Raw genomic sequence first — 25030 nt, forward strand, 5'->3', positions numbered from 1 at the left:
TGTCAGTGGCCGGCGCTGTTGGTGCCGGTGCTGCTATTGCCAGTGCTGTTGGTGCCGATGCTTCGGGCAAGGCGGGCCTGCGCGGCTTCGCGGATGCCCATCAGCGTTTCGCCCGGCGCGATGCCGTTGGCGTCGTAGCGGATTTCCAGCAGCGCGGGCAGGTTGTGTTGCCGCGCAAACGCCAGCGCGCGTTCAAACGCCGGGCCGAAGTCGGCGGTGTTCTCCACGGCTTCGCCATGTCCGCCGTAACCACGGATGATCTGCGTGAAGTCGGGGTTTTCAAAGCCCAACGCAATGGTGCGCGCCGGGAATTCGCGTTCCTGGTGGGCGCGGATGGTGCCCCAGATGCCGTTGTTGAACACCAGCACCACCACGCCCAGTTTGTACTGCAAGGCCACGCCCAGTTCCTGCATGTTCATCTGAAAGCAGCCGTCGCCCGCGTAGCAGACCACGTCGCGCTGGCGGTCTTCGAGCTTGGCGGAAATGGCGGCGGGCAGGCCGTAGCCCATCGAGCCCACCGTGGGCGTCAGGCTGGTGCCCGGCCCGGCATAGCGGCGGTAGCGGTGCGGATACAGCGCGTAGTTGCCCGCGCCCACGGTCACGCAGGCCTCGGCGGGCAGATGCGCGTCCACATAGGCGGCGGCCGCGTCCAGGCTCATCGCGCCGGGCGAGGGCAGCGGCGTCAGGCTCTCTGTCAGTTGCTGATGCGCGATACGCACGGCCTCGCCACGCGGTGTGGCATGTCCGGGCGCCAGGTCAGCCACGCTGGCGGCAAAGCTGGCCACGTCGGCCACCATGGCCTGCGTGGGCGAAAACACGCGGCCCAGTTCGGCGGCGTCGGGGTAAACGTGTATCAGCTTCTGGCGCGGCAGCGGGCTTTCAATGACGGTATAGCCTTCGGTGGTGGCTTCGCCCAGGCGCGTGCCCACGGCCAGCACCAGGTCGGCGTCCTTCAAGCGCTGGCGCAGTTCGGGCGTCATGGCCCAGCCGACGTGGCCGGCGGCGTTGGGGTGGCGCTGGTCAAAACATTCCAGACGGCGCCACGCGGTGCCCACGGGCAACTCGAAGCGCTCGGCAAAGCCGGCGATCTGGTCGATGGCGGTCTGGTGCCAGCCGTTGCCGCCCAGCAGCAGGAATGGGCGTTCGGCGGCGTTCAGCAAGTCGACCATGCGCGTCAGATCGGCCGCGCCGGGGTGGCTGTGCACGCGCGGGTAGCGCGGCAGGTCCGCCACGCGGGCGGTGCCCCACAGCGTGTCTTCCGGCAAGGCCAGCACCACCGGGCCGGGCCGGCCGCTGGTGGCTACCGCGAAGGCGCGCGAGATGAATTCGGGGATGCGGTCGGTGCGGTCGATCTGCGCCACCCACTTGGCCATTTGCCCGAACATGCGGCGGTAGTCGATTTCCTGGAAGGCTTCGCGTTCCATGAAGTCGTTGCCGACCTGGCCCACGAACAGGATCATCGGCGTGGAGTCCTGGTAGGCGGTGTGCACGCCGATGCTGGCGTTGGTGGCGCCCGGGCCGCGCGTCACAAAGCAGATGCCGGGTTCGCCCGTCAGCTTGCCATAGGCCTCGGCCATGTAGGCCGCGCCGCTTTCCTGGCGGCACACAATGGGTTCGATGGCGTCGGTGTGTTCGTTCAGCGCATCGATGCAGGGCAGGTAGCTTTCACCGGGAATCATGAACACGCGGCGCGCGCCATGGATGCGCAACTGCTGCATCAGGATCTGGCCACCGTTGCGTTCGGGAAGTGCGGATGACGTCATGCAAGGTCTCCTGGTTGTGGGACGGCCTGCGCGCGGCGCTCGGCGGCCCATCGTTCGAATTGGTCGTGGCGCGCCAACAGGCGGCGCGCGGTGTTGTAGGTGGGCGGGTCGATGCGTTCGGCGTCATGCTGGCCGGCGCGTTGGGCCTCGAAGCGGGCCACGCGGTTGCGCGCGGTGTCCACCTCGGGCGCGCTGGGCGTGAACACCTGGTGGATCAGCGGCACTTGCTCGGCCACCGTCGCGCATTTGGATTTCAGGCCCAGGCGGCGCGCCCAGCGCAAGTCCGCTTCCAGCGCGGGCAGGTCGCGGTAGTTGAACGGGCAGTCGATCGGCACGCAGCCGGCGGCGGTGCAGTCCACCAGGAAGCGGGCGCGCACGGCGTGCAGTTCGATGCCGTCTTTGCCGCGTTCGGCGCCCAGGCTGGCGGTCAGGTCCTCGGCGGCCAGCAGGCAGCCCGACACGCGTGGGCTGGCGGTCAGGATGTCGTAGGCACGTACCAGCCCCAGCGCGGATTCCAGCGTCGGCACGATTTCCGTGCTGCCGGCCGGCAGGCCCAGTTCGGACTCCAGCGCGCCGATGGCCTGGTCCAGCGCGATGATCTGCGCGGCGCTTTCGGCGTGCGGCAGGAACACCGCGTCCGGCGCGCCGGGCATCACGCCGCGCAGGTCGGCCAGGCCGTCGTCTTCCAGCTTGTTGATGCGTACGGCGGCCACCACGCCCTGGGCGCGGCAGGTGGCGAACAGCGCGGCGATGCGCGGCCGGGCGGCGGGCCGCTCGACGGGCGCGGTGAACTCTTCCAGGTCGGCCACCAGGGCGTCCGTGCCGCTGGCCAGGCCCGCGGCCTGCGCGGCCGCGTCCATGCCGGGAACAAACATCCAGCTGCGGCGCAGCGCGGGGGGACGGCGAAGCGTTGAAGTTTGGGTCATTGCACGTGCCTCGGCAGGAACAGCACCAGTTCAGGAACAAAGGTCAGCAGCAACATCACGGCGGTCATGGCCAGCATCATCCAGGACAGCGGGCGCAGGGTCTGCATCATGTTGATGCCGCCAATCTTGCAGGCGGCCATCAGGTCCACCCCGACCGGCGGCGTGTTGGCGCCGATGGCCATGTTGATGGACAGCAGGATGCCGAAATGCACCGGGTCGATGTTGTAGTGTGCCAGCACCGGCATCACCACGGGCGCCACGATGATGATGACGGGAATGGCCTCCATGAAGGTGCCCAGCAGCAGCAACACCACGGTCAGCACCAGCAGCACGGCGGTCTTGCTGTCGGTCCATTCCACCAGCAGCGTGGACAGCGCCTGCGGCACCTGTTCGGCCACCAGCACCCAGGCGAACAGGCCCGACGCGCCAATCAGCAGCAAGATGGACGCGCTGCTTTCACCCGTGGACTTCAGGTTGCTCCACAGCGACTTCAGGCTTAGCGTGCGATACCAGAAAAAGCCGATCAGCAAGGCGTAGACGATGGCGCTGGAGGCGGCTTCGGTGGCGGTGAAGATGCCGAAGCGGATGCCGCCGATGATCAGCACGGGCACCATCAGCGCGGGCAGCGCGTCGATGGTGGCGGCGCGCAGTTCGCCCCAGGAAAACGGCTGGCCGCCGGCCCAGTTGTGCTTGCGCGACTGCCAGATGGCCACGCCGATCAAGGAGAAACCCAGCAGGATGCCGGGGATGATGCCGGCCACGAACAGCTTGCCCACCGACGTATCGGTAATGGTGCCGTAGACGATCAGCACGATGCTGGGCGGGATGATGGTGGACGTGGCGCCCGCGCTGCCCACCAGGGCGCACGAAAAGCCCTTGTCGTAGCCGCTGCGGGCCATGGCGGGCAACAGCAGGCTGCCGATGGCGACCACGTCGGCCACGCCCGAGCCGGACAGCGCGCCGAACATCAGGCAGGCCAGCACGGCCACCACCGCCAGGCCGCCCTTGATGTCGCCCACGATGGCGGCGCACAAACGCACGATGCGCTGCGTCAGGCCGGCGCCGTTCATCAGTTGCGCGGCCAGGATGAACAGCGGAATGGCCAGCAGCGTGAAGCTGTCCAGCCCCACCACGTACTGCTGCGCGGCCACCATCATGGGCGCGGCGTCGTACACGGCCAGGTAGGCCAGGCACGACAGCACCAGGCCGAATGCAATGGGCATGTCGATCAACACCGTGATCGTGAACACGCCCATCAGGAAGAGAGCACCCGAAGACATCTTGTTATTCCTTTGCCATGGCGGGGGTGGGCGCAAGCAGTTGCGCCAGATGAACCACGATGGTGATCGCGCACGCAAACGGCAAGGCCAGGTACACCGTGCCGGCGGACACATCCAGCGCGGGCAGGATCTGGTCGCCCGTCAGTTCGGCCAACTGCCAGCCCGCGTAGCCCAGCGCGGCCAGGCCCACGATGATCAGCACCTGGTTGACGCGTTCAACCACGTTCAGCACGCGCGGGCTGCGCACCATGAAGGGCAGCAGGCCAGCCATGAGATGAGAGCGGTCATGGCTGCACGCCACGCCGCCGATGAAGGCGGACCACACCAGAACCAGGCGCGGCAATTCCTCGGCCCAATGCGGCGTGGTGTGCGTGACAAAGCGCGAGAACACCACGTAAGAGATCAGGATCGCCAGCAAGGCCACCGCCACGGCGGCGAAGGCCTTGCTGATGCCCGACAGAATGGCGGACAGTCGGTTGAGCATTACTTGGCCTCGCGGTACTTCTGCACAAGCGCCATCAGCTCAGGGCCGTAGGTGACCGAGTAGGTCTTCCACACGGGTTGCACGGCGGCGGCAAAGGCGGCCTTGTCGACCTCGTTGACCTGCATGCCTTTCTCTTTCAGTTGCGCCACGAATTGCTGGTCGCCGTCGGTGATCATCTTGCGCTGGGCGTCGCGCCACTTGTCGGCGGCGGCCTGCACCACCTTCTTGTCGTCGGCCGAGATGCGGTTCCAGACCGGCTTGGAGATGATCAGGCTGGCCGGACCCCACACGTGGCCCGTCAGCGACAGGTATTTCTGCACTTCGAAGAACGACGAGGTGTAGATGATGGACAGCGGGTTCTCTTGCGCGTCAAACACCTTTTGCTGCAAGGCCGAGTACAGCTCGCCAAAGGCTAGCGGGGCAGGGTTGGCGCCCAGGGCGGTGAAGGTGTCCAGCCGCATCTTGTCGGGCGTGACGCGGGTTTTCAGGCCGGCCAGGTCGGCGGGCTTGGCGATGGGGCCGCGGTTGTTGGTCACGTGGCGGAAGCCGTTTTCCCACCACGAAATGATGGTCAGGTTTTTCTTGTCGGCCAGCTTGGCCAGCGCGGCGCCCAGCTCGCCGTCAAAGGCCTTGTAGGCCTGCTGCGACGACGACCACGAGTAGGGCAGTTCCACCACGCCAAACTTCGGTTCGATGGGTTGCAACGAGCCCGAGCCGATGATGGCCGCGCCCTGGCTGCCGATCTGCAAGCCTTCCAGCATGGTCTTTTCGTTGCCCAACTGGCCGCTGGGGAACAGCACGAAGTTGACGCGGCCGTCGGTCTTTTCCTTGACCTCGGCGGCAAAGCCTTCGGCGGCCTTGTTCCAGCTATGGCTGGGGGCCAGCACGTGGCCCAGCTTGATGTCCAGGGCATGGGCCGACAGCGGCGCAAAGCCGGCCATGGCGACAAGGGCGCCGCCGATCAGGGCGCGAAACGTTTGGGGAGCGTGGGTCATGGGGTAACTCCAGATGCGAAAAGAGAAGGTGGGGTGGTGGGTTCAACACGCGGCGGGGTGCGGCCCCGCTCAGTAGGATTGCCCCCGCATGGATGCGGGGTGGCCGGGCAGGGGGATACCCATGCCGGTGTCGGTCAGGCCGTTGTCTCCCACGGCCAGCACCTGCAACGTTGCATCAAGGAAATTGCCGACGTACAGATAGCGGCTGTCGGGGCTGAAGGCGATGCCTTCGGGTAGCGCGCCCACCTCGATGGCGCCCACGCGCGTGACGCGCAAGCCCTCGATGCGCAGCAGCACGATCTGGCCGCGCGGGTGGTGAAACCATTCCGACGAGGGGTTGTTCGAGCCTTGCACGATGGCCACGGCGGCGTGGCGGCCATCGGGGCTGATGGCGATGCCCTCGGGGCCGTCTTCCACCATCAGGCGGTCGATCACGCGGGGCGGCGCGCTTTTAAGATCCACCACGCTAATGGAATCCGCATGGCCGTCGGAGGCCGTTGGGCTGCCCATGTCCACCACCAAGGCCAGCGCGCCGTCGGGCGACACCACCAGGTTGAAGGGCACGAGCCCCGTCGTCAGGTCTTCGGACGGGTCATGCGTGACGCGCGGCACGGGGCCGCTGTCGTCGATGTGCAGCACGGCCAACCGGTGCGTGTCTGTCTTGACGGCGAAGGCGCGGCGGCCATCGGCCGAGAACGAGACGGCGACAACGGGCGTGCCCAGGTCGATTTCAGCGACGACAGCCACGCGGTTATCGCGGATCGTCAGCACCGATACCGACCGACCCGCCTTGTTCGCCACCAGCGCCATCGTGCCTGCGCGGTTGATCGACAGGCCCGACGGTTGCAGGCCCACTTGTAGCGTTTGCACGATGGCCGGCGGCGTGGCGGCCAGGTCCACCACATATAGATCGCGGCCCGGCGTGGGCTGCCACCCCTGGCCGTCGGCGCGTTCAGGCCAGGCCATGGAATCGGCGATCAGCGCCAGCCGCTGGTCCGGCGTCACGGCCAGATTGACGGGCGGGCCGAACAGGGAATTGGGCAGGGGCAGCGTCGCCACATGCACCGGCGCGGCCGGGTTGGCGGCGGCGTCGAAAATGCTGAGCGTGTCGCGGCCGGGCGCCAGGAAGCGGATCTGGCCGTCGTCCCAGGTGACTTTTTCGTCGTTGCCGACCAGCAGGTAGTGCGGCGCGGCGCTCATGCGGCCAACTCCTGCGCGTCGGGCACGGCCAGCGTGGCGCCGATCAGTTGCCGGGTGTAGGGATGCTGGGGCGCAAAGTACACCTGATCGGCCGTGCCGCGTTCGACGATGCGGCCGCCTTGCAGCACCACGATGTCATCGGCAATGTGCTGCACCACCGCCAGGTTATGGCTGATGAACAGATAGCCCAGGCCACGGTCGCGCTGCAATTGCATCAGCAGGTTCAGGATCTGCGCCTGCACCGATACGTCCAGCGCGGATGTGGGTTCGTCGCATATCAGCAGTTGCGGTTCCAGCATCAGGGCGCGCGCAATGGCTACGCGCTGGCGTTGGCCGCCGGACAGTTCGCGCGGATACCGCGCGGCAAAGGCGGGCACCAGGCCCACGGCGTCCATCATGCGGCGCACCGACGCCGCCTGCGACGCCGCATTGCCGATGCCGTGCACGCGTAGCGGCGCGGTCAGGATTTCATTGATGGTGCGGCGCGGGTTCAGCGATGAATACGGGTCCTGGAACACCATCTGGATGCGGCGGGCGCGGGCGCGCGCCGGCATGGCGGCCAGCGGCTGGCCGTCCAGCAGCGCCTGGCCCTGGGTGGGCGCCAACAGGCCCAGCATGAGCTTGGCGATGGTGGACTTGCCGCTGCCGGATTCCCCCACCAGGCCGATCGTCTGGCCGGCGGGCACGTGCAGGTCGATGTCATGCAGGATGCGGGGCGCGGGGCGGCGCGAGAACAGGCTGGCGCGGCCGTATTGGAAGGACAGCGCGTTCAGGCGGATGCTGGCGGGCGAGGGCGCGGGGTGCGCGGCCGCAACCGCCTTGGAATTCTTGCTGGGATGCATGTTGGCGTTCAGCTTGTCGTTCATGCCGAGACTCCCGCAATCTTCGTCGCCAGCAACGCGCCAGGCTTCACGCACAGGCAACGGTGGCTGCCTTGCACGCGTGACACCAGCGGCTGGGCGCAACGGGCTTCGGCCACCGGGCAACGTTCACGAAAGGCGCAGCCCCGTATGGCCACATCCAGCGACGGCACGGCGCCCGCAATGGTGGGCAGGTCGGTGCGCGGGGCGGTGCGGCCCGGCTGGGGTATGCAGTTCAGCAACATGGCGGTGTAGGGATGGCTGGGGCGGGTCAGCACCTCTTGTACGGTGCCGCCTTCCACGATGTCGCCGGCGTACATGACGATGACGTGGTCGGCAATGCGTGCCACCAGGCCCATGTCGTGCGAGATAAACACCATGCCTAAACCGAACTCGGCCTGGATGTCGCGTAAGAGGTCCAGCAGTTCGGCCTGCACGGTGACGTCCAGCGCGGTGGTGGGTTCATCCGCAATCAGCAGTTCGGGGCCGCACATCAGCGCCATGGCGATCATCACGCGCTGGCGCAACCCGCCCGAGAGCTCAAACGGATACTGGCGCATGCGTTCTTCGGGGTTGGTGATGCCGACGCGGCGCAGCAGGTATTCGGCGCGCTCGGCGGCTTCGCGACGGCTGACGCGCTTGTGCCGGCGCATCACGTCGATCAGCTGCGTGCCAATCTGAAACACCGGGTTCAAGGACGTCATCGGGTCCTGGAAGATCATGGCGATGCGCGCGCCACGCAATTCCGCCAACTGGCGCGCGTTCAGCGTGGACAGGTCCTGCCCGGCGAACTCCAGCCGCGTCATGCGGCGGCGCGCGGCGGCGGGAAGCAGGTCCAGCAACGCCAGCGCGGTCAGCGACTTGCCGCAGCCCGATTCGCCCACGATGCACAGCGTCTTGCCGCGTTCCAGGGTGAAGTCCACCGCGCGCACCACGTGCTTGGTGTGCGTGGCGGTATGGATGTCGATGTGCAGGTTTTCAACCCGCAGCAGGGAGTGGGAAGTGGCGGTCATGGCGTCACCCTTTCTTCATCTGGATGGCGCGCAGCGTTTCGCCCGCCCGGTTCACACACAGCACCAGCACGAACAGCACGATGCTGGGAATGACCACCAGCGAGGGCTGGAACAGCATGTTTTCCTTGCCCTCGGCGATCATCAGGCCCAGCGACGGCATCGGCGCGGGCACGCCCAGGCCCAGGAACGACAGCGAGGCTTCCAGCGTGATGGCCATGGCCGCGTCCACCGTGCCGATGATGAGCAGGTTGCCCACCAGGTTCGGCAGGATGTCGCGCCAGATGATTTGTAGGTGCGTGCAGCCTTGCAGGCGCGAGGCCGTGACGAATTCCGCGTTGCGCAGCCCGGCGGCCATGGTGCGCGCGACCAGCGCGTAGCGTTCCCACAGCAGCAGGCCCAGCACCAGCACCACCACGGTCAGCGATGCGCCCACCACCGACACCACGGCCAGCGCCACCAGAATGATGGGCAAGGCCAGGCGCGCGGTGATCAGGAAGGACACGGCGCGGTCCACCGTGCCGCCGAAGTAGCCGGCGACGACACCCAGTGTGGTGCCGATCAAGCCGCCCATCAGCGCGACGGACAAGCCGATCAAGGCCGACACGCGCACGCCGTACAGCGCGCGCGCCAGCACGTCGCGACCCAACTGGTCGGTGCCCAGGATGTGGTTCCAGTCACCGCCTTCGGCCCACACCGGCTCTTGCAGCCGGGCCAGCAGGTCTTGCGTATACGGGTCGTGCGGAATCAGCCAGGGGCCGATCAGGCCGGCCAGCACCAGCAGGGCCAGCACGACAAGGCCCACACGTTGGCCGGCGCGCGCCAGGCGGTCGCCGCGCGGCGCGACGGGCAGGGGAGTTTGGATGGCAGTGTTCATGAGGCGGCTCGCACGCGGGGGTCCAGCCAACCGTTGATCAGGTCGGCGACGAGAGTCAGGACGATGTAGATCAGCGCAAAGATCAGGATCAGCGCCTGCATCGTGGGAAAGTCGCCGCGCAGGATCGACGTCCAGGCGAGCAGGCCCGCGCCGTTGATGGCGAAGACGGTTTCAATGACGACGGACCCCGCCAGCAAGGTGCCCATCTGCGCCGCCGCCAGCGACACCAGCGGGCGCAACGCATTGCGCAGCGCATACTTCAGCACCACGCTGGGGCCGCCCAGGCCCATGGCGCGGGCGGTGCGGATGTAGTCGGTGGCCAGCACGGTTTCCATTTCGGATTTCATCAGGCGCAGCATGGCGGGCATGGCGAAGAGCCCCAGCGCCACCACCGGCATCACGTAGTGCTTCCAGGTGTCAAAGCCCGAGGCGGGCAGCCATTGGTTGCGCACGCTGAACACGATGATCAACAGGAACGCCAGGCAGAACGGCGGCATGGCTTGCGCGCAGGCCGACAGCAACATGGTGGCGCGGTCCGCCAGCGAGCCCTTGCGCATGCCGGCCAGCACGCCCAGCGGAATGGCAAGCAGCAGCGCAAACGCCATGGCGGCCAGGCCCAGTTTGGCGGTGGCGGGAAAGTGCTGGCTCAGCAGTTCGGCCACGGGGCGGCTGAAGTACAGGCTGTCGCCGAAGTCACCGCGCACCACGCCCGTCAGCCAACGGCCGTATTGCAGCAGGATGGGGTCGTCAAAACCGTGTTGTACCGACAGCCGGGCGGCATCCGCCGCGCTGCCTTCGCCGGCCAGACGGGCGGCCGGGTTGCCGGACGCAAACACCAGCGAAAAGCTGATCAGCGACACGAACACCACCAGCAGGGCGGCGACCAGCACACGGCGAAACAGGAATGCAATCATGGGTCAACCTTTATGGTCTTGCGTCGGCGCGCATCGACGTGCATCGGCGCGCGCCGTTCCGCCCGGGCGCGACTTCAGCTTTCACGCGCCCGGACCGGAATGGCACAACGGTTGGAACAAGGCCTGGGCGCGATGGCCCCAAGCGTTATTTCCAGGTGGCCTTGTAGAAGCGCGGGAACTCGTCGCCGTCCACCGAGAAGTTCAGGTCTTTGGCCTGCACGGCGTTCAGCGAGTGGTTCCACAACGGCACCCAGTACGCCTGGTCGGCCACGATCTTCAGCGCGGCCGCGTAGTTCTTGGCGCGCAGGTCGCGGTCAACGGACGTGTCGGCCGCTTCCAGAAGCTTGATGACTTCCGGGTTGCGCGCCTGGTCGTCCGGGCCGCCCCGGAAGAAGTTGCTGGTGGACAGCGCCGCGTCGGCAATGCCGTAGGAGCCCCAGTTGGACGCCAGCATGGCGGTCTTGCCGTCGCGCCAGTTGGTCATGGCGGTGCCGTATTGCTGTTCAACCAGGTTCACCTTGATGCCGGCCTGCGCCATCTGGGCGGCGGCGGCGTCCAGGATGCTGCGCGGCGGCGCCGAGATCACCAGGTCCAACGTGATGCCGTTGGGGTAGCCGGCTTGCGCCAGCAGTTGCTTGGCGCGGGCGGGGTCGAACTTGTAGGACTGCACGTCGGTCGTGCAACCGAACTGCGCGGGGTTGCACGCGGCGTTGATCACCTTGGACGCACCGCCGACGAGTGCTTTGCGGATGGCTTCGCGGTCAATCGCGTGGTTGATGGCCTGGCGCACTTCCTGCTTGGCCAGCGGCGACTTGCCGTCGTCAAAGCGCGGGTTCAGCGAGATATAGCTGATGCGCATGATGCTGCTGCTTTTCACGGTGACCGACGGCGTTTTCTCCATGCGCTTGGCCACGTCGGGCGGCACGCGCCAGATCCAGTCCAGGCCGCCGGACAGCAGCTCGGCGTATTGCGTATTGGCGTCCGGCAGCACGCGCACCACCAGCTTTTGCACGGCGGGTTTCGGGCCGAAATAATCGTCAAAGCGCTCGTACACATAGCGGCTGCCGGGCTGGCTGTCGGTCAGGCGATACGGGCCCGTGCCGATGGGCTTGGCGCCCATGTCCGACTGATTGGCCTCGTAGTACTTGCGCGGATAGATCGGCAGGTTTTCCGACAGCATTTCCAGCGCCAGCGGGTAGGGCGTCTTCATCTTGATGCGCACGGTGTCGTCACCGACTTTCTCCGCCTTGGCAATCCAGGCCACCTGGTTCTGGAAGCGCGCCTTGAAAGCGTCCGACGACACCAGGTTCAGCGTGTAGAGCACGTCGTCGATGGTCAAGAGCGAACCATCGTGGAACTTCACGTCGCGGCGAATGGGCAGTTCGATGGTGGTGTCGTCCACGAACTTGTAGCCCGTGGCGATGGCCGGGCCGAATTCGCCCGTGTCCTGGTTCTTTTGCAGCAGACCCGAGAAGACCATGCGCGCCAGCGCCAGGCCGGGACGGTCCGATTCCTTGTAGGCGTCCAGCGTGGCGGGCGCCGCGTCAAACGCGATGTTGAGGGAATTGTCGGCCTTGTTGGCCTGGGCGGCATGAGCGCCCAGCGCCAGTAGCGCCGCGCTCACGAACTTCACGGTACGGGTTAGCTGCATGTTTTCACCTTGATATGTTTTATGTGTGTGGCCTACGGGGTGCTGCGGTGCTGCGATCTTGCTGTGCTGCGACGGTTGCGCTTTCTTGCGTTTCGACAGGCAAGCCGCTCCCCTTGCCGCGGGCGGCGCAAATTGCGCCGGCGGTGCATGCACGGTCGGTCAGGGAAGGGGCCTGATGCGTCTCAGGCCTGGCGGATTAGCAGTTCATCAAATCATCGGATCCCAACGTTGCCGAAGTCTTCCCGCAGACGCGCCAGGATGCCGACCAGATGGTCGTGCATGGCGTGGCGCGCGCGGATGGGATCGCGGTCGACAATGGCCGCGAGGATGCGTTCGTGTTCTTTCTGCGCTTCGATCCACACCTTGGTGGTTACGAAGTGTTCCTCCAGGCGGTGGAACACCGGGCTCAAGGTGCTCAGGTGCCAGATGTGCGAAATGGCGGCGGCCAGCGCGGCGTTGCCGCAAGCGGCGCCGATGGCGCTGTGGAAGGCGCGGTCGTGCACGCTGGGGGATTCGGTCAGCGACATGCCGTCGTGCGCGGCGCGGATGGCGGCAATTTGCGCGGGCGAGGCCTTTTGCGCGGCCAGGGCGGCGCATTCCGGCTCGATCAGCAAGCGCGTTTCCAAGAGGTCGAAGGGGCCGATATCGGTGGCTTCGACGCTGTCGGCGGCGGCGGTGGCCGGCGCCGCGTCTTGGTACTGGCCGTCTTCACGCGGCTGGCACACAAACACGCCCGTGCCCACGCGCACATCCACATAGCCCTCGATTTCCAGGGCGATCAGGGCTTCCCGCACCGACGCCCGGCTCACTTGCAATTGCTCGGCCAGCTCGCGCTCGGCGGGCAGGCGGCCCCCCGCGGGAAAGTCACCGGCCTTGATGCGCGCGGCGATCTGGTCGGCAATCATGCGGTAAAGGCGGGTTGAGGCTACGGCCTGTAGGGAAGTCATCGTGGGGCGGCTTGGAGTGTTCGGGACGGTGAGCGTAATAGGTTTGGGGCGGTGGTGTCTTGCGTGAGCGGTGCGGGGATGCGATGTTGTAGAGGTGCCTGATGGTCCAGTGGTCAGGCCACTGGACGAAATGTACCGGAGCGGACCCGGCTTGGGAACCGGGGGGCTCCGGTTTTTTGGTGGTTTCAGGGAAAACCACTAGCGGCGCGAGGGTGGTGCGAAAGCCGCCGGGCCGTGGTCAGGTCGTGGCCACGGCATGGCCGAGCCCGTGGTTGACCAGGCGTTAGGCTGTGGCGAAGACCCGGGGCAGTTCCAGCGTGACGGCGCGGTCGCGGCCATCGTCTTGCAGATGGATGATGCCGTCTTCCTGCACGACGCCGTCCACGAGCCCCACCTTCCCACCCAGAATCAACTGCTGGCAGCGTTGTCGCCGGCAGAGATGGACCGTTTGTTCCCACAGCTTGAGCGCGTCGCCATGCCGCTGGGCAAGGCCTTATATGAACCCGGCGGCCGCATGCGGCACGTCTGCTTTCCGGTCGATTGCATTGTGTCGCTGCTCTGCGTCATGGAAGACGGCGCATCGACAGAGATTGCGGTGGTCGGCAATGAAGGCATCGTCGGCATTTCGCTTTTCATGGGCGGAGAAACCACGCCCAGCCGCGCCATCGTGCAAAGCGCGGGCTCGGCCTATCAACTGAAAGGCCAGGCCCTGAAAGACGAGTTCGACCGGGGCGGGGCCATGCAACACCTGCTGCTGCGCTACACGCAGGCGCTCTTGACGCAAATGGCCCAGACCGCCGTCTGCAATCGGCATCACTCGCTGGACCAGCAATTATGCCGCTGGCTGCTGCTTAGCCTTGACCGCCTGCGTTCCAACGAGATCATCATGACGCAGGAACTGATCGCCAATATGTTGGGCGTGCGGCGTGAAGGCGTGACCGAGGCGGCGGGGCATTTGCAGGAAGCCGGCCTGATCCGATACCGCCGTGGGCATATCGACGTGATCGACCGCCCCGGCCTGGAGGCGCGCGTGTGCGAGTGCTACACCGTGGTCCGCGATGAATATGACCGCCTGCTGAGTCAGCGCGTACCCGCCCGGCGCCCCTGACCCACGACCTGGAGCCGTCCGTGCCGTATGCCCACCCCGCGCTTACCGGCGTATCCAACCGCCTGCTTGACGCCTTGCCGGACGCCGAGCGCGCACGCTTGCTGGGCCGGTTCGACGCGGTCGACCTGGCATTCGGCCAATGCCTGTTGCAGCCTGGGGGGCGATTGGATGACGTCTACTTTCCCTTGGGTGGCTATGTGTCGCTGATGCTTCCGCTTGCGCTTCCGCGCGGAGGCGCGCTGGAAGTGGGGCTGATCGGCAACGAAGGGATGTGGGGCATCGACGCGGCGCTGGGCGCCCACACCTCGCCGTTGCGGGTGGTGGTGCAGGGCGGCGGCACGGCCTTGCGCATGGCGTCGCACCGGTTCAGGCAGGAAATGGACGCCAGCCTGGCGCTGCGCCAATTGCTCAACGGCTACATCGTGGTCAGCTTGCGGCAGTTGGCGCAGGCCGCGGCATGCATACATTCCCATCTGGTCGAAGGCCGGCTCGCGCGCTGCTTGCTGATGACGCAAGACCGCGCCCATGCCGACAACTTTCACCTGACCCACGAAACCCTGGCCTACCTGCTGGGAGTAAGGCGCGTCGGCGTCACGGTGGCTGCTTCAGCCTTGCAGCAGCGCAAGCTGATCGCTTATCACCGAGGCCATATCGCGATTCTGGACCGCGTGGGATTGAAAGTGGCGGCATGTGAGTGCTACGCGGCGGATCTGCGCAGCTATGCGAGTCACTTGCATTAAGGGGGCTTTCCTAAGCGGCCAAGTTACGCTTCAAGGCGTGGATCAAGTCCGCGCGTGCCTCTTGCGCTTGGGGCAACAGGCGCGTCATGCCGATGAAGCTGTGCGGCACGCCGGAGTAGACGACCAGCATGGGCGCGGCGCCTGTGGCGAAGAGTTTGTTGGCCAGGTCCAGCGTGTCGTCCAGCAGCGGGTCCAGCGCGGCGGCTTGCAGGATCAGGGGCGGCAGGCCGTTCATGTCGGCATGCAGCGGGGCGACGCCGGGGGCCGTCAACTGCGCGGCATCCGCAACGTACTGCCGCCAGTACCAATCGAGCTTTTCCGTGGACAGGCCAAAGCGTCCGTCGCCATAGGCGTCGTGCGAGGGCGTGTCGTCGCGGGCGGAGAGCATGCCGTAGATGACGACGCCGGTCTTGATGAAGGCGTCGCCCTCGTCGCGCAGTCGTTGCAGCGCGGCCAGGGTGAGATTGCCGCCGGCGGATTCGCCGCCCACCGACAGGCGCGATGCATCCAAGCCCAGCGAAGGCGCCTGGTCGCGCAGCCAGCGCAGCGCTCCCAGCACCTGTTCCAGCGCAACGGGGTAGCGGGCTTCGGGCGACAAGGCGTAGGACAGGCCCGCCGTGACGATGCCGGCATCGGCCGCGATCTCGCGCTTCCAGCGGTCCAGCGAGTCCAGGTCGCCATGCGCGAAGCCGCCGCCGTGCAGGTGCAGGTACAGGGGCAGCGGCGCGTCACCCGCGCCTTCCGGGTAGTACAGGCGCAGCGTGGCGGGTACGGGCAGATGGTCCAGCCGGTGTTCCACCACGCGGCCGACGGGTGGCGCGGGCTGGCTCAACCACTGTTGGTAGGCGCGGCTTTTTCCGCGGAATTCGGCGATGGGTGTGGTCAGCACGTTGGCTGTGCCCACGCCGTGCTGCTGGGCCAGTGCTTGCGCGGCCAGCACGTCGGGCGCCAGGGTAGGGGTGTATGAGGAGCTCATGGAATTGCCAATCTGGGGTAGGGGCGGTGAGGCTTGCCCGTGAAGGATACCAGTGGCGGCGCGGCGGGCACGGCGGCCAGCAGCGTTTTCGTGTAGGGATGCGCAGGTCGGCTCCAGATGGCTTCGGGTGTGCCTTGTTCCACGATGCGGCCCTGGTTCATGACCATGACCCGGTCGCACAAGTAACGCACCACGGCCAGATCGTGCGAGATGAACAGGTAAGACAGCCCCAGTTCATGCTTCAAGTCGACCAATAGATTCAGGATCTGGGCCTGCACTGATACGTCGAGCGCTGACACCGGTTCGTCCAGCACCACCAGCGACGGGCGGGTGATCAGCGCCCGTGCAATGCCGATGCGTTGACGCTGTCCGCCTGAAAATTCGTTGGGATAGCGCCGAGCCGCGTCGGCGGGCAGGCCTACGTTGTCCAGAATGTCGGCCACGCGCCGGTCGCGTTCCACGCGGTTGCGCACCCCGTGAACGTTAAGGACGGCGGCCAGGATGTCGTGCACCGTATGGCGCGGGTTCAACGACGCGTAGGGGTCCTGGAACACCATCTGTATGTGCCGACGCCATGGCTTGAGCGCGCGTTCAGACAAGGCCAACAGATCCGCTCCGCGCAGCAGGGCCTGGCCGGCATGGGCGGGCGTCAAACGTAGCAGCGTGCGCGACAGGCTTGACTTTCCGCTGCCCGATTCACCGACCAGACCCAGCGTCTCACCGTGGGCGATGTCGAAGGACACCCCGTCCACCGCCAGTACGGCGGCGCCGCGGCGGCCTGCGTAGCGCGTGGAAAGGCCGCGCACGCTGAGCAATGGCTTTGCATGGGCGTGGGTTGCGGGGCTATCCAGGTGTGCCGTATCGCGCCCTGAGCCGGCAGCGCTGTCCGATGTGCGCAGGGTGAAGCGGGGTTCGCCAGTGGATTCTGTGCGGCTGACAACGATCTCCGGCAGGCGCGCCTGCCGGTAGTGCAGGCCGTCGCGCGCATGTAGTGACGCGCCCAGCAGCCCCCGTGTATAGGGATGAGATGGGGCGGCGAACAGTTGGGTGGCCGACGCTTCCTCCAGCTTCCTGCCGCCATGCATGACGACGACGCGGTCGGCCCATTGCCGCACTACGCCAAGATCATGAGTAATCAGCAGCATGCTCATGCCCAGGTCGTGTCGCAACTCGTCCAGCAGTTGCAGGATCTGCGCCTGGATGGTGACGTCCAGCGCGGTGGTGGGTTCGTCCGCGATCAACAGCCTCGGCCGGCAAGCGATGGCCATGGCGATCATCACGCGCTGGCGCTGGCCGCCCGACAATTGCATCGGGTAATCGTCAATACGCCGCTCGGGGTCGGGAATACGGACGCGCGCCAGCAGTTCCAATGTGCGCTGGCGCACGGCGGCGCGGTCGATGTCCTCGTGGCAGCGGATGGCCTCGGCAATCTGTCGGCCGATGGTCAGCACCGGGTTCAGCGATGTCATCGGCTCCTGAAAGATCATGGCGATGTCGCGGCCGCGCACCTGGCGCAACTGCCGGTCGGGCAGGCGAGCCAGGTCGACGCCATTGAACAGGATGTGGCCCTGCGTCCGGCTGCCGGAAGCCAGCAGGCGCAACACCGCCAGGGCGGTGGTCGACTTGCCGCAGCCGGATTCACCCACCAGCGCCAAGGTCTCGCCGGGCGCGACGTCAAAGCTCAGCCCGTCGACGGCGCGGCGTGCGCCGTCATCGGCGCGAAACGAGACGGTCAGGTCGCGCACGCTCAGCAGGGCGTGGGCGCCTGGGGAAAGGGATGCGGCGGTCATGCGGACAGCCTTGGGTTGAAGGCATCGTTCAGGGCGTCACCCAACAGGTTCAGGGACAGCACGGTCAGCACGATGGACAAGCCGGGCAGGGCCGCCAGATACCAGGCGGTGCGCAGCATCTCGCGCGCGTCGCCGATCATGCTGCCCCACGAGACCGCGTTGGGGTCACCCATGTTCATAAAGGACAAGGCCGATTCCATGAGGATGGCGTTGGCCACCAGCACCGAGGTCGTCACGATGACGGGCGGCAGCGCGTTGGGCAGGATTTCCAGCAGGGCGATGCGCGCGTGCCCAAAGCCGTTGCTGCGCGCGGCCAGTACGAATTCGGATTCGCGCAAGGTCCGGAATTCCGCGCGGACCAGGCGTGCGACGACCGGCCACGAGGCCGCGCCGATGGATAGTGCGATCACACTGACCGACGGCCGCCCGATCGCCACGATCACCACCACCAGCAGGAACGACGGGATGGTTTGCAACAGTTCGGTGACGCGCATCAGCACCACGTCGACCCAGCCACCGAAGTAGCCGGCCGACGCGCCCACGGCAATGCCGATGGCCAGGCTAAGCAGCGCCGCCGTGACGCCCACCGTCAACGACACCCGCGCGCCGTGCGCCAAGCCGGCGGCAATGTCGCGCCCCATTGTGTCAGTGCCCAGCCAGAAGTTCGGGTCTTGGCCGGGCCATTGGATGGGCGGGCCAACCATGTCCAACGGGTCGTGCGGGAACACCCAGGGAGCCGTGACGGCGGCAAGCAGGATCAACAGCAACAGCGCACCGCCCACCACCGCGCCAGGGTTGGCCAGCAGCCTGCGGAGTGTGCGCGCGCGGCGGTATGTACTGACGGCTAAGACAGCGGGCGCGGCCTGCGGCAAAGACGGAGACAGGAAATCAGTGGACATGGAAGGCAATGGGAAGGCGGATAGCGGAGAAGCAAAAAAGACAACAAACAGGCGGCAAGCACGGGATCCGCTCAATGTGCGCGGACGCGCGGGTCCAGCAGCGTTTGCAACAGATCGACCAGGATGTTGGCCACGATGACCAGCAGGGATGACAGCACCAGGATGCCCATCAGCACTACGTAATCGCGCGCCATGACGGATTCATAGGCCAGCCTGCCCAGGCCGGGCCAACTGAAGACGGTCTCGACCACGACCGCGCCGCCCAGCAGGGTGCCGAAGTTCAGGCCTGCCACCGTCGTGACGGGGATCAAGGCGTTGCGCAAGACGTGGCGTAGCGCCACGGCGGCCGGCGCGAGCCCCTTGGCATGCGCCGTGCGCACGAAGTCCTGCCGGCTGACTTCCAGCATCGCCGCGCGAGTCAGGCGCGCGAAGATGGCGACGTAAAAGCCCGCTAGCGCCAGCGTCGGCAAGACCAGATGGCGCGCCACGTCCAGCGCGTGCGCCAGGCCGGTGGCGGGCGAGCCGATCGTTGATACCCCGCCGGGCGGCAGCCACCCCAGTTGCACCGACAACAGGATGATGGCCATCAAGCCCAGCCAGAAGCCCGGCGTGGAATACAAGAGCAGCGCCGCCAGCGACAGCACGCGGTCGGGCCAGCGGCCCACAAAGCTGGCCATCACCGCGCCCAATGCGATGCCGGCGGCAAGCGCGCATCCCAACGCGCTGAACATCAGCAGCACTGTGTTGCCCAGTCGGCTGAAAATCAGGTCGGACACCGGCAGGTTGTAGCGCGGCGATACCCCCAGGTTCAGGCTGGCAAGGTTGCCCAGGTACGCTCCCAATTGCTGCAACACCGGACGATCCAGGCCAAAATGGCTGCGCATGGCGGCCATGCCGGCTTCGGTGGCCGACCCGGATTCGGCAGCGATCACGTCGGCGGCATCGCCCGGCACGGCTTGCAGCAGGAAGAAACTTAGCAGGATGACCCCGATGATCGTGGGTATCGCCTGGATCACGGATAGCCCCAGGGTGCGGGCGGCGCGTTGCGGGTTCATTGCAGGTACACGTCCGCCAGATTGGATTCCACGCCGTCGGCCGTCAGCGAATGATCATGCACACGCTGGTTGGCGATGGTGATGAACTCCGGCTGATACAGGTTCAGGTCCGGCACGTCGCGGGCGACGATCTGCTGAAATTCCTTGAACAGTTGCACGCGGCGCGCGGGGTCGTTCTCGACCGCGGCCGCTTCCAACAGCGCATCCACCTGTGGGTTCTGGTAGTGCGTGCCGTTGGAAAATGGCACGCCCTTGATGAAGTTCTTGGACCAGTACAGTCGTTGCACGCCTACCGTGGGGTCGAACAAATTGCTGGCGCCGTTGGTGGTGAAGGCAAAGTCGCGATCTGTGTAGATGCGTTTGATGAAGGCCGAGGCGTCTTGCGAGCGCACCGTCACGGCAATGCCGGTGCGCGCCAGCGTCGTGCGCAGATAGTCGGCCAGGCGTGCGCCGTCCGCGCCGATGGGGTTGTAGTCCAGCGGTACCCGAAAGCGCACGCCGTCGGCGCCTTTGGGGTAACCGGCTTCGTCCAGTAGCGCGTTGGCGCGCTTGAGGTCGAAGGCGTAGGGCGAGGGCGTGGAGTCGTTATAGGTTTTCAGGCCCGGGGCGATGGGCGAATACGCCACCTGGCCCACGCCGTAGTTCACCACTTTCAGGATGACGTTGCGGTCGATGGCGTGAGCCACCGCCTGCCGCACTTTTTCGTTCTTGAAATGCGGTTCGTCCAAATTGAATTCCAGCCGTGTCACGTTGTACGAATAGCTGTTTCCGCGTGTCTCGAACCGCAGCGTCGGCACGGCTTTCAGGCGCGCCAGGTCGGCCAGCGGCACGGGCGTGCGGTAGCCCAGGTCCACGGTGCCGGTTTCGAAGGCGATGGCGGCGGCGGCCGGGTCGGCCACCACACGCACGATCAGGCGGTCGATATAGGGCTTGGGCTTGTCCCAGTAATCGGGGTTGCGTTCATACACGATGTGGCTGCCGCGTACCCATTCCTTGAACTTGTACGGGCCCGTGCCGATGGGCGCCGAGATGGCGGGGTTGGTCAGCGGGTCGGCGCCGTCGAAGATGTGCTTGGGGATGATGGGTGTTTCGGTGGCGACGAACGCGCGTATCAGGTAGGGCGCGGGTTTGGTCAGGCGCAGCACCACGGTGTGGTCATCGGGCGTGTCGATGGCGCCGACATTGGCGAACGTGTTGCGCCCGCGTGGGTGGATCTTCTTTAGCAGTCCAATCGAAAACGCCACGTCGGCGGCGGTGAAAGGCTTGCCGTCATGCCACTTGACGCCCTGGCGCAGCGTGAACGTATAGACGGTGCCGTCCGGGCTGACTTGCCAGGCGGTGGCCAACTGCGGCTGTGGATTCAAGTCGTAGTCGTACTTCAGCAAGCCTTCGGTGACCTTGGCGCTGACGCTCAGAATGGGCGTGGCCACGTTGCCCACGGTGACCAGCGCGGTCGGCTCGGACGGCAAGAGCAGGGTCAGCGTGCCGCCGCGCGTGGGCTCGGCATGCAAGGCCGGGGCAAAGGCGAGCAATACGCCGGCCAGAAGCAGGCCAAGGCTGGCACGTCGAGTGATGGCGGTGAGGGTTGTGGCGATCGGGGTCAAGGTCTGGGTCTGGGTCTGGTTCAAGGTCAGGCTCTGGATCGAGTTCGGGGTTGACGTCACGCTTGTTGCTCCTGGTAGGCGGTACGCGCCTGGTCCGCGCTGACGAGACCGTCGCGCACATCGCGTTCAACGCGGCTTGCAGCGCGCAGGGCGGGGTCGCCCAGGCCGCCACCGCCAGGCGTATGCACCACCAGCCGCTCGCCCGGAGGAATCAACTGGCGCCCCTTGGCGCGCAGGGGCGTCCCGTTGGCCAGGCCCAATTGCCCACCGGCACCCGCTTGGCCGCCCAATGCGCCGCGCGCTGGATGCACCACGCGGTCAAAGGCGGCGGCGATGATCATGGCGGCTCGTGGGTCGGCGTGGCGTACCACGATGGTTTGGCCCAAGCCTCCGCGCTGCGTGCCGGGGCCGCCCGAGTCAGGCCGGTATTCCTTTTGTTCGAAGACGAGCGGGTTGGCGCTTTCCAGAATTTCCAACGACACGTTGCGCACGCCGCTGGGGTAGGACGTGACCGATAGCCCATCCTTGCCGGGCCGAGCACCGGTTCCGCCGGTGGAAAAGCTGACGGCGTTAAAGCGTGGGCCTGCCAGCAGGGCTTCCTGCTGTTCAGGGGTAGCCCCCGCCAGCGGCTCGCCGCCGACCAAGTGCAGGTTCCACAACGACGAGGCGCCCTCGGCCGGCACCTGGTCGGCGCGGGCCTGGCGCAGCGCGCCGAACACCACGTCGGGCAGCATCTGCCCGATGATGTGGCGCGCCGTGACGGCGGCGGGATAGCGCGCGTTCAGGATGGAGCCTTCGGGCGCGGCGACTTCCACGCAGGATAAGGATCCCGCGTTGTTGGGCACGTCAGCGCCAATCAGGCAACGGATGCCAAAGGACGTATAGGCATCCGTATAGGCCTTCACCACGTTGATGCCGCGCGCCACGCTGGGCGAGGTGCCGTCGAAATTGATCCGGATCTTGTCCGGTGCGATGCTGACACGGGCTTGCAGCGTGATCGGCGCGTCATAGCCGTCGATCACAAGCGTGTTATTCCAGGTGCCTTGCGGCCATTGGGCGATGGCCAGGCGCATGGCATGTTCGGACTGCTTGATGATGTAGCCACCCAAGGCGTCCAGATCGCCCAACTCGAACTCGATCAGCAGCGCCTTCAGGCGGCGCGCGCCGATGGCGTTGCAGGCGACCAGCGCGTAAAGGTCGCCTTCCACTTGTTCGGGCTCGCGGACGTTGGCGCGGATGATGGCCAGCACGCCGGGGTCGACTTCGTGTTGATGAAAGAAGCGCAGGATGGGCAGGAACAAGCCTTCGTGATATATCTCCAGTCCATCGGCGCTGCTGCCGATGCCACCGATGTCGATCACATGTAGCGTCGAGGCAAATAGCGCGACGAGGGCGCCGCCGTGGAAAACGGGAGTCACCATGGTCATATCGAATAGGTGGCCGGTGCCTTTCCAGGGGTCGTTGGTCAGCAGCACGTCGCCATCCTTCAGCGTATCGAGCGGAAAGACGCGCAGGAAGTGCTTGACGGATTCGGCCATGGCGTTGACGTGCCCGGGCGTGCCGGTGACGGCTTGCGCGATCATGCGGCCGTCGGGCAGGAACACGCCCGCGGACAGATCGCCGGCTTCGCGCGTGGCGGTGCCGAAGGCGGACCGGATCAACACCTGCGCCTGTTCTTCCACAACGGACAGCAGGCGGTTCCACGCGAGTTGAAAGCGGATGCGCTCCAGCGCTACGGGCTTGGCGGCGGCGGCAGGCACAGGGTCGGCTGCGAGGTTCATCATGCGTTGTCCTTGTCGACGGAGTTGGCTTGGCGGCGCTGGGACGCGTCGGTATCGTCCAGCACCAACGAGCCCAGGCGGCTGCGGCGTGCCACGAAGCCCGGCGGTACATAGGTGGTGGTTTCGTCTTCGACGACCAGCGCGGGGCCGGTCAGCGTCTGTTCGGGATCCAGCGATTGGCGTTCGTAATAGGGGATGTCCAGCCAGCGGCCTTGCGCGGTGTCGAACACCATGCGGGTGCCCGCCTGGCGCGCTGCCGTGCCGTGGCCTGTGGCTATGTGGTCCTGCGGCCGCGCGCGGCGCTGGCCGGCCTGCGCGGCCACCGACCAACTGACGGCCTCCGGCGCCACATGCGGCAGGCTGCGCCCATACAGGTGGGCGTAGTGCTGGGCAAAGGCCTGGCTCAAGCGCGCACTGGCCGCGTGGTCGAATGGGCCGTCGGGCAGGTCAACCGCAATCTCGTGTCCCTGGCCGCTGTAGCGCATGAACACCACGCGCTTGTGGGTCAAGGGCGTGTTCGGCGCGGCGCGGCGCACCACGGCGTTGACGCTGGCGGTCAGTTCGTCAAGCAGGTGCTGGACGGCGGCATGGTCGATGCCGTCCAGGCGCTGGTGAAAGCTTCGAACGGATTGATAGGCGATGGGCGCCCACAGGAAGCCCACTGCGGAGCCCACCCCGGCGGATTCCGGGATGATGACGCGGTCGATGCCCAGCTTGCGTGCCAACGGGGCGGCGTGCAGCGGCGCCGCCCCGCCAAAGGCGATCAGCGTGTGTTCCTCGGCCGCCTTGCCCAATTCGGAGGCATGCACGCGCGCGGCATTGGCCATGTTCTCGGTGACGACGTCGATGATGGCTTGCGCGGCCCGCGGCGCGTCCAGGCCAGCGGGCTCCGCCACGTGCGCCTGAATGGCGTGCTGCGCCAACGCCGGTTGCAGGCTGACCTTGCCCACCGCGAAACGCTGGGGTGTCACGGTGCCGATCACGGCGTGCGCGTCGGTCACCGTGGGGTGCTCACCGCCGTTGCCGTAGGCCGCGGGGCCAGGCAGCGAACCGGCGCTGTCCGGGCCAACCTGCACCACGCCCAGGTGGTTGATGCGGGCGATGGACCCGCCCCCGGCACCAATTTCCACCATCTCGATCACGGGGATGCGGATCGGCAGGCCGGATCCTTTCAGGTGTCGGTGCACTCGGCCGAATTCAAAGCTGCGGCTGACCTGGGGTTCAAAGTCATCGATGTAGCAGATCTTTGCCGTGGTGCCGCCCATATCGAACGACAGCGCGCGCGAGGCCCCCGTCTGCTCGGCGATGTGCTGCGCCAGGATGGCGCCGCCGGCCGGTCCGGATTCGACCAGCCGCACGGGTTCTTCCACCCCGGTTTGCAGCGTGGCAATGCCCCCGCCCGAGGTCATCAGAAAAGGGTCGTCGCGCAGGCCACGTGCACGGGCCGCCTCGTTCAGCCGACGCAGATAACCCGACACCTGCGGCTGCACATAAGCATTGGCGCTGACGGTCGATAGGCGCGGATACTCACGGATCTCAGCGCATACGTCAGACGACAGCGACACCCACAAGTCGGGCGCGTGCGCCCGCAGCAGCTCACGGATGCGGCGCTCGTGGGCGGGGTGGGCGTAGCTGTGCAACAGGCAGACGGCGACGCTCTCAATCCGCGCGGCGGTCAGTTCGTGCGCCAGCGCAATGACCTGCGATTCATCCAGCGGCGTCAGCACCTGGCCGCGCGCGTCGACTCGTTCCGTCACGCCGTGGCGCCAGGGGCGGGGTACCAAGGGCTCTGGCTTGTCCAGAAATATGTCGTACTGCGCGAAGCGGTCTTCCAGGCCAATCTCGACCAGATCGCGAAAGCCGGCCGTCGTCAGCAGAGCGGTGCGGGCTCCCTTGCGTTCGATCAACGCGTTGGTGGCCAGCGTCGTGCCCAGTATCAGCAGGCTGACGTCGGGCCAGCGCAGACTCGCCTCGTCCAGCAATTCTTCAATGCCTTGCAGCACGGCCGTTTCAGGCGTGTCGGGGGTGGTCAGCAGTTTGGCGGACCAGCGGTGGTCGCTGTGTTCCAGAACAATATCGGTGAACGTGCCGCCCACGTCGACGGCGACGCGCACGGGTGAGGCTTGGGGCTCCCGAAGGGATTTATTTGGCATGGGGTAGTAGGCATGGC

At 66.5% G+C, this 25030-nt stretch carries 21 protein-coding genes; 2 read left to right on the top strand and 19 right to left on the bottom strand.

All coding sequences use genetic code 11. The features are described 5' to 3' along the window. Positions 1 to 2: 2 nt before the first annotated feature. The 12 genes from CVS48_RS18235 to CVS48_RS18290 all read right to left on the bottom strand — a co-directional run bounded on the left by CVS48_RS18235 (position 3) and on the right by CVS48_RS18290 (position 12907). Complete coding sequence (locus CVS48_RS18235) at positions 3 to 1763, bottom strand: thiamine pyrophosphate-binding protein (RefSeq protein WP_100855659.1); 1761 nt, start codon at positions 1761 to 1763, stop codon at positions 3 to 5. Next, entirely contained in the window at positions 1760 to 2689 is a 930-nt protein-coding gene (locus tag CVS48_RS18240; RefSeq protein WP_100855660.1) for an HpcH/HpaI aldolase/citrate lyase family protein, read from the bottom strand. The genes CVS48_RS18235 and CVS48_RS18240 overlap by 4 nt, the downstream gene beginning before the upstream one ends. Beyond that, positions 2686 to 3969 (bottom strand): TRAP transporter large permease, encoded by a 1284-nt coding sequence (locus CVS48_RS18245; RefSeq protein ID WP_100855661.1) that lies wholly within the window; start codon positions 3967 to 3969, stop codon positions 2686 to 2688. The genes CVS48_RS18240 and CVS48_RS18245 overlap by 4 nt, the downstream gene beginning before the upstream one ends. A gap of 4 nt (positions 3970 to 3973) precedes the next feature. Next, entirely contained in the window at positions 3974 to 4453 is a 480-nt protein-coding gene (locus CVS48_RS18250; protein WP_100855662.1) for a TRAP transporter small permease, read from the bottom strand. Then, positions 4453 to 5394 (bottom strand): TRAP transporter substrate-binding protein, encoded by a 942-nt coding sequence (locus CVS48_RS18255; RefSeq protein ID WP_419191476.1) that lies wholly within the window; start codon positions 5392 to 5394, stop codon positions 4453 to 4455. Before CVS48_RS18255 ends, CVS48_RS18250 begins: the two co-directional genes overlap by 1 nt. Before the next feature lie 123 nt (positions 5395 to 5517). Next, positions 5518 to 6648, bottom strand: a complete 1131-nt coding sequence (locus tag CVS48_RS18260; RefSeq protein WP_100855664.1) for a lactonase family protein — start codon at positions 6646 to 6648, stop codon at positions 5518 to 5520. After that, positions 6645 to 7514, bottom strand: a complete 870-nt coding sequence (locus tag CVS48_RS18265) for an ATP-binding cassette domain-containing protein (RefSeq protein WP_242001236.1) — start codon at positions 7512 to 7514, stop codon at positions 6645 to 6647. The genes CVS48_RS18260 and CVS48_RS18265 overlap by 4 nt, the downstream gene beginning before the upstream one ends. Then, positions 7511 to 8521, bottom strand: coding sequence for an ABC transporter ATP-binding protein (locus CVS48_RS18270; RefSeq protein ID WP_100855665.1), 1011 nt, complete (start codon positions 8519 to 8521; stop codon positions 7511 to 7513). Before CVS48_RS18270 ends, CVS48_RS18265 begins: the two co-directional genes overlap by 4 nt. 4 nt (positions 8522 to 8525) lie before the next feature. After that, positions 8526 to 9395, bottom strand: coding sequence for an ABC transporter permease (locus CVS48_RS18275; RefSeq protein WP_100855666.1), 870 nt, complete (start codon positions 9393 to 9395; stop codon positions 8526 to 8528). After that, entirely contained in the window at positions 9392 to 10309 is a 918-nt protein-coding gene (locus CVS48_RS18280; RefSeq protein WP_100855667.1) for an ABC transporter permease, read from the bottom strand. Before CVS48_RS18280 ends, CVS48_RS18275 begins: the two co-directional genes overlap by 4 nt. Positions 10310 to 10454: 145 nt before the next feature. Further along, positions 10455 to 11960, bottom strand: coding sequence for an ABC transporter substrate-binding protein (locus tag CVS48_RS18285; protein WP_100855668.1), 1506 nt, complete (start codon positions 11958 to 11960; stop codon positions 10455 to 10457). A 212-nt stretch (positions 11961 to 12172) separates the two neighbouring features. After that, positions 12173 to 12907, bottom strand: a complete 735-nt coding sequence (locus CVS48_RS18290) for a FadR/GntR family transcriptional regulator (protein ID WP_100855669.1) — start codon at positions 12905 to 12907, stop codon at positions 12173 to 12175. A 349-nt stretch (positions 12908 to 13256) separates the two neighbouring features. Between CVS48_RS18290 and CVS48_RS18295 the strand changes: the two genes are divergently transcribed. Beyond that, the gene (locus CVS48_RS18295) at positions 13257 to 14015 is read left to right on the top strand and encodes a Crp/Fnr family transcriptional regulator (RefSeq protein ID WP_100857733.1); all 759 of its coding nucleotides are present in this window, start codon (positions 13257 to 13259) and stop codon (positions 14013 to 14015) included. A gap of 20 nt (positions 14016 to 14035) precedes the next feature. Continuing rightward, a complete protein-coding gene (locus CVS48_RS18300) occupies positions 14036 to 14755 on the top strand; it encodes a Crp/Fnr family transcriptional regulator (RefSeq protein WP_100855670.1) in 720 nt (239 codons plus the stop codon). Positions 14756 to 14765: 10 nt separating this feature from the next. Here CVS48_RS18300 and CVS48_RS18305 read toward each other — a convergent pair whose 3' ends face one another. The 7 genes from CVS48_RS18305 to CVS48_RS18335 all read right to left on the bottom strand — a co-directional run bounded on the left by CVS48_RS18305 (position 14766) and on the right by CVS48_RS18335 (position 25013). Beyond that, complete coding sequence (locus tag CVS48_RS18305; RefSeq protein WP_100855671.1) at positions 14766 to 15731, bottom strand: alpha/beta hydrolase; 966 nt, start codon at positions 15729 to 15731, stop codon at positions 14766 to 14768. Next, positions 15728 to 17521: an ABC transporter ATP-binding protein gene (locus CVS48_RS18310; RefSeq protein ID WP_100855672.1), complete on the bottom strand. Its 1794-nt coding sequence runs from the start codon at positions 17519 to 17521 to the stop codon at positions 15728 to 15730. Before CVS48_RS18310 ends, CVS48_RS18305 begins: the two co-directional genes overlap by 4 nt. Then, a complete protein-coding gene (locus tag CVS48_RS18315; RefSeq protein ID WP_100855673.1) occupies positions 17518 to 18420 on the bottom strand; it encodes an ABC transporter permease in 903 nt (300 codons plus the stop codon). The genes CVS48_RS18310 and CVS48_RS18315 overlap by 4 nt, the downstream gene beginning before the upstream one ends. Positions 18421 to 18491: 71 nt before the next feature. After that, positions 18492 to 19475, bottom strand: coding sequence for an ABC transporter permease (locus CVS48_RS18320; RefSeq protein WP_100855674.1), 984 nt, complete (start codon positions 19473 to 19475; stop codon positions 18492 to 18494). Beyond that, positions 19472 to 21070: an ABC transporter substrate-binding protein gene (locus CVS48_RS18325; RefSeq protein WP_419191475.1), complete on the bottom strand. Its 1599-nt coding sequence runs from the start codon at positions 21068 to 21070 to the stop codon at positions 19472 to 19474. Before CVS48_RS18325 ends, CVS48_RS18320 begins: the two co-directional genes overlap by 4 nt. A 65-nt stretch (positions 21071 to 21135) precedes the next feature. Continuing rightward, positions 21136 to 22860 carry a hydantoinase B/oxoprolinase family protein gene (locus CVS48_RS18330; protein ID WP_100857735.1) on the bottom strand — a complete coding sequence of 575 codons (1725 nt, stop codon included), beginning with the start codon at positions 22858 to 22860 and terminating at the stop codon, positions 21136 to 21138. Beyond that, positions 22860 to 25013, bottom strand: a complete 2154-nt coding sequence (locus CVS48_RS18335; RefSeq protein ID WP_100855675.1) for a hydantoinase/oxoprolinase family protein — start codon at positions 25011 to 25013, stop codon at positions 22860 to 22862. The genes CVS48_RS18330 and CVS48_RS18335 overlap by 1 nt, the downstream gene beginning before the upstream one ends. Between the last annotated feature and the right edge of the window lie 17 nt (positions 25014 to 25030).

It is taken from the genome of Achromobacter spanius, from assembly GCF_002812705.1.
GTDB lineage: Bacteria > Pseudomonadota > Gammaproteobacteria > Burkholderiales > Burkholderiaceae_B > Achromobacter > Achromobacter spanius.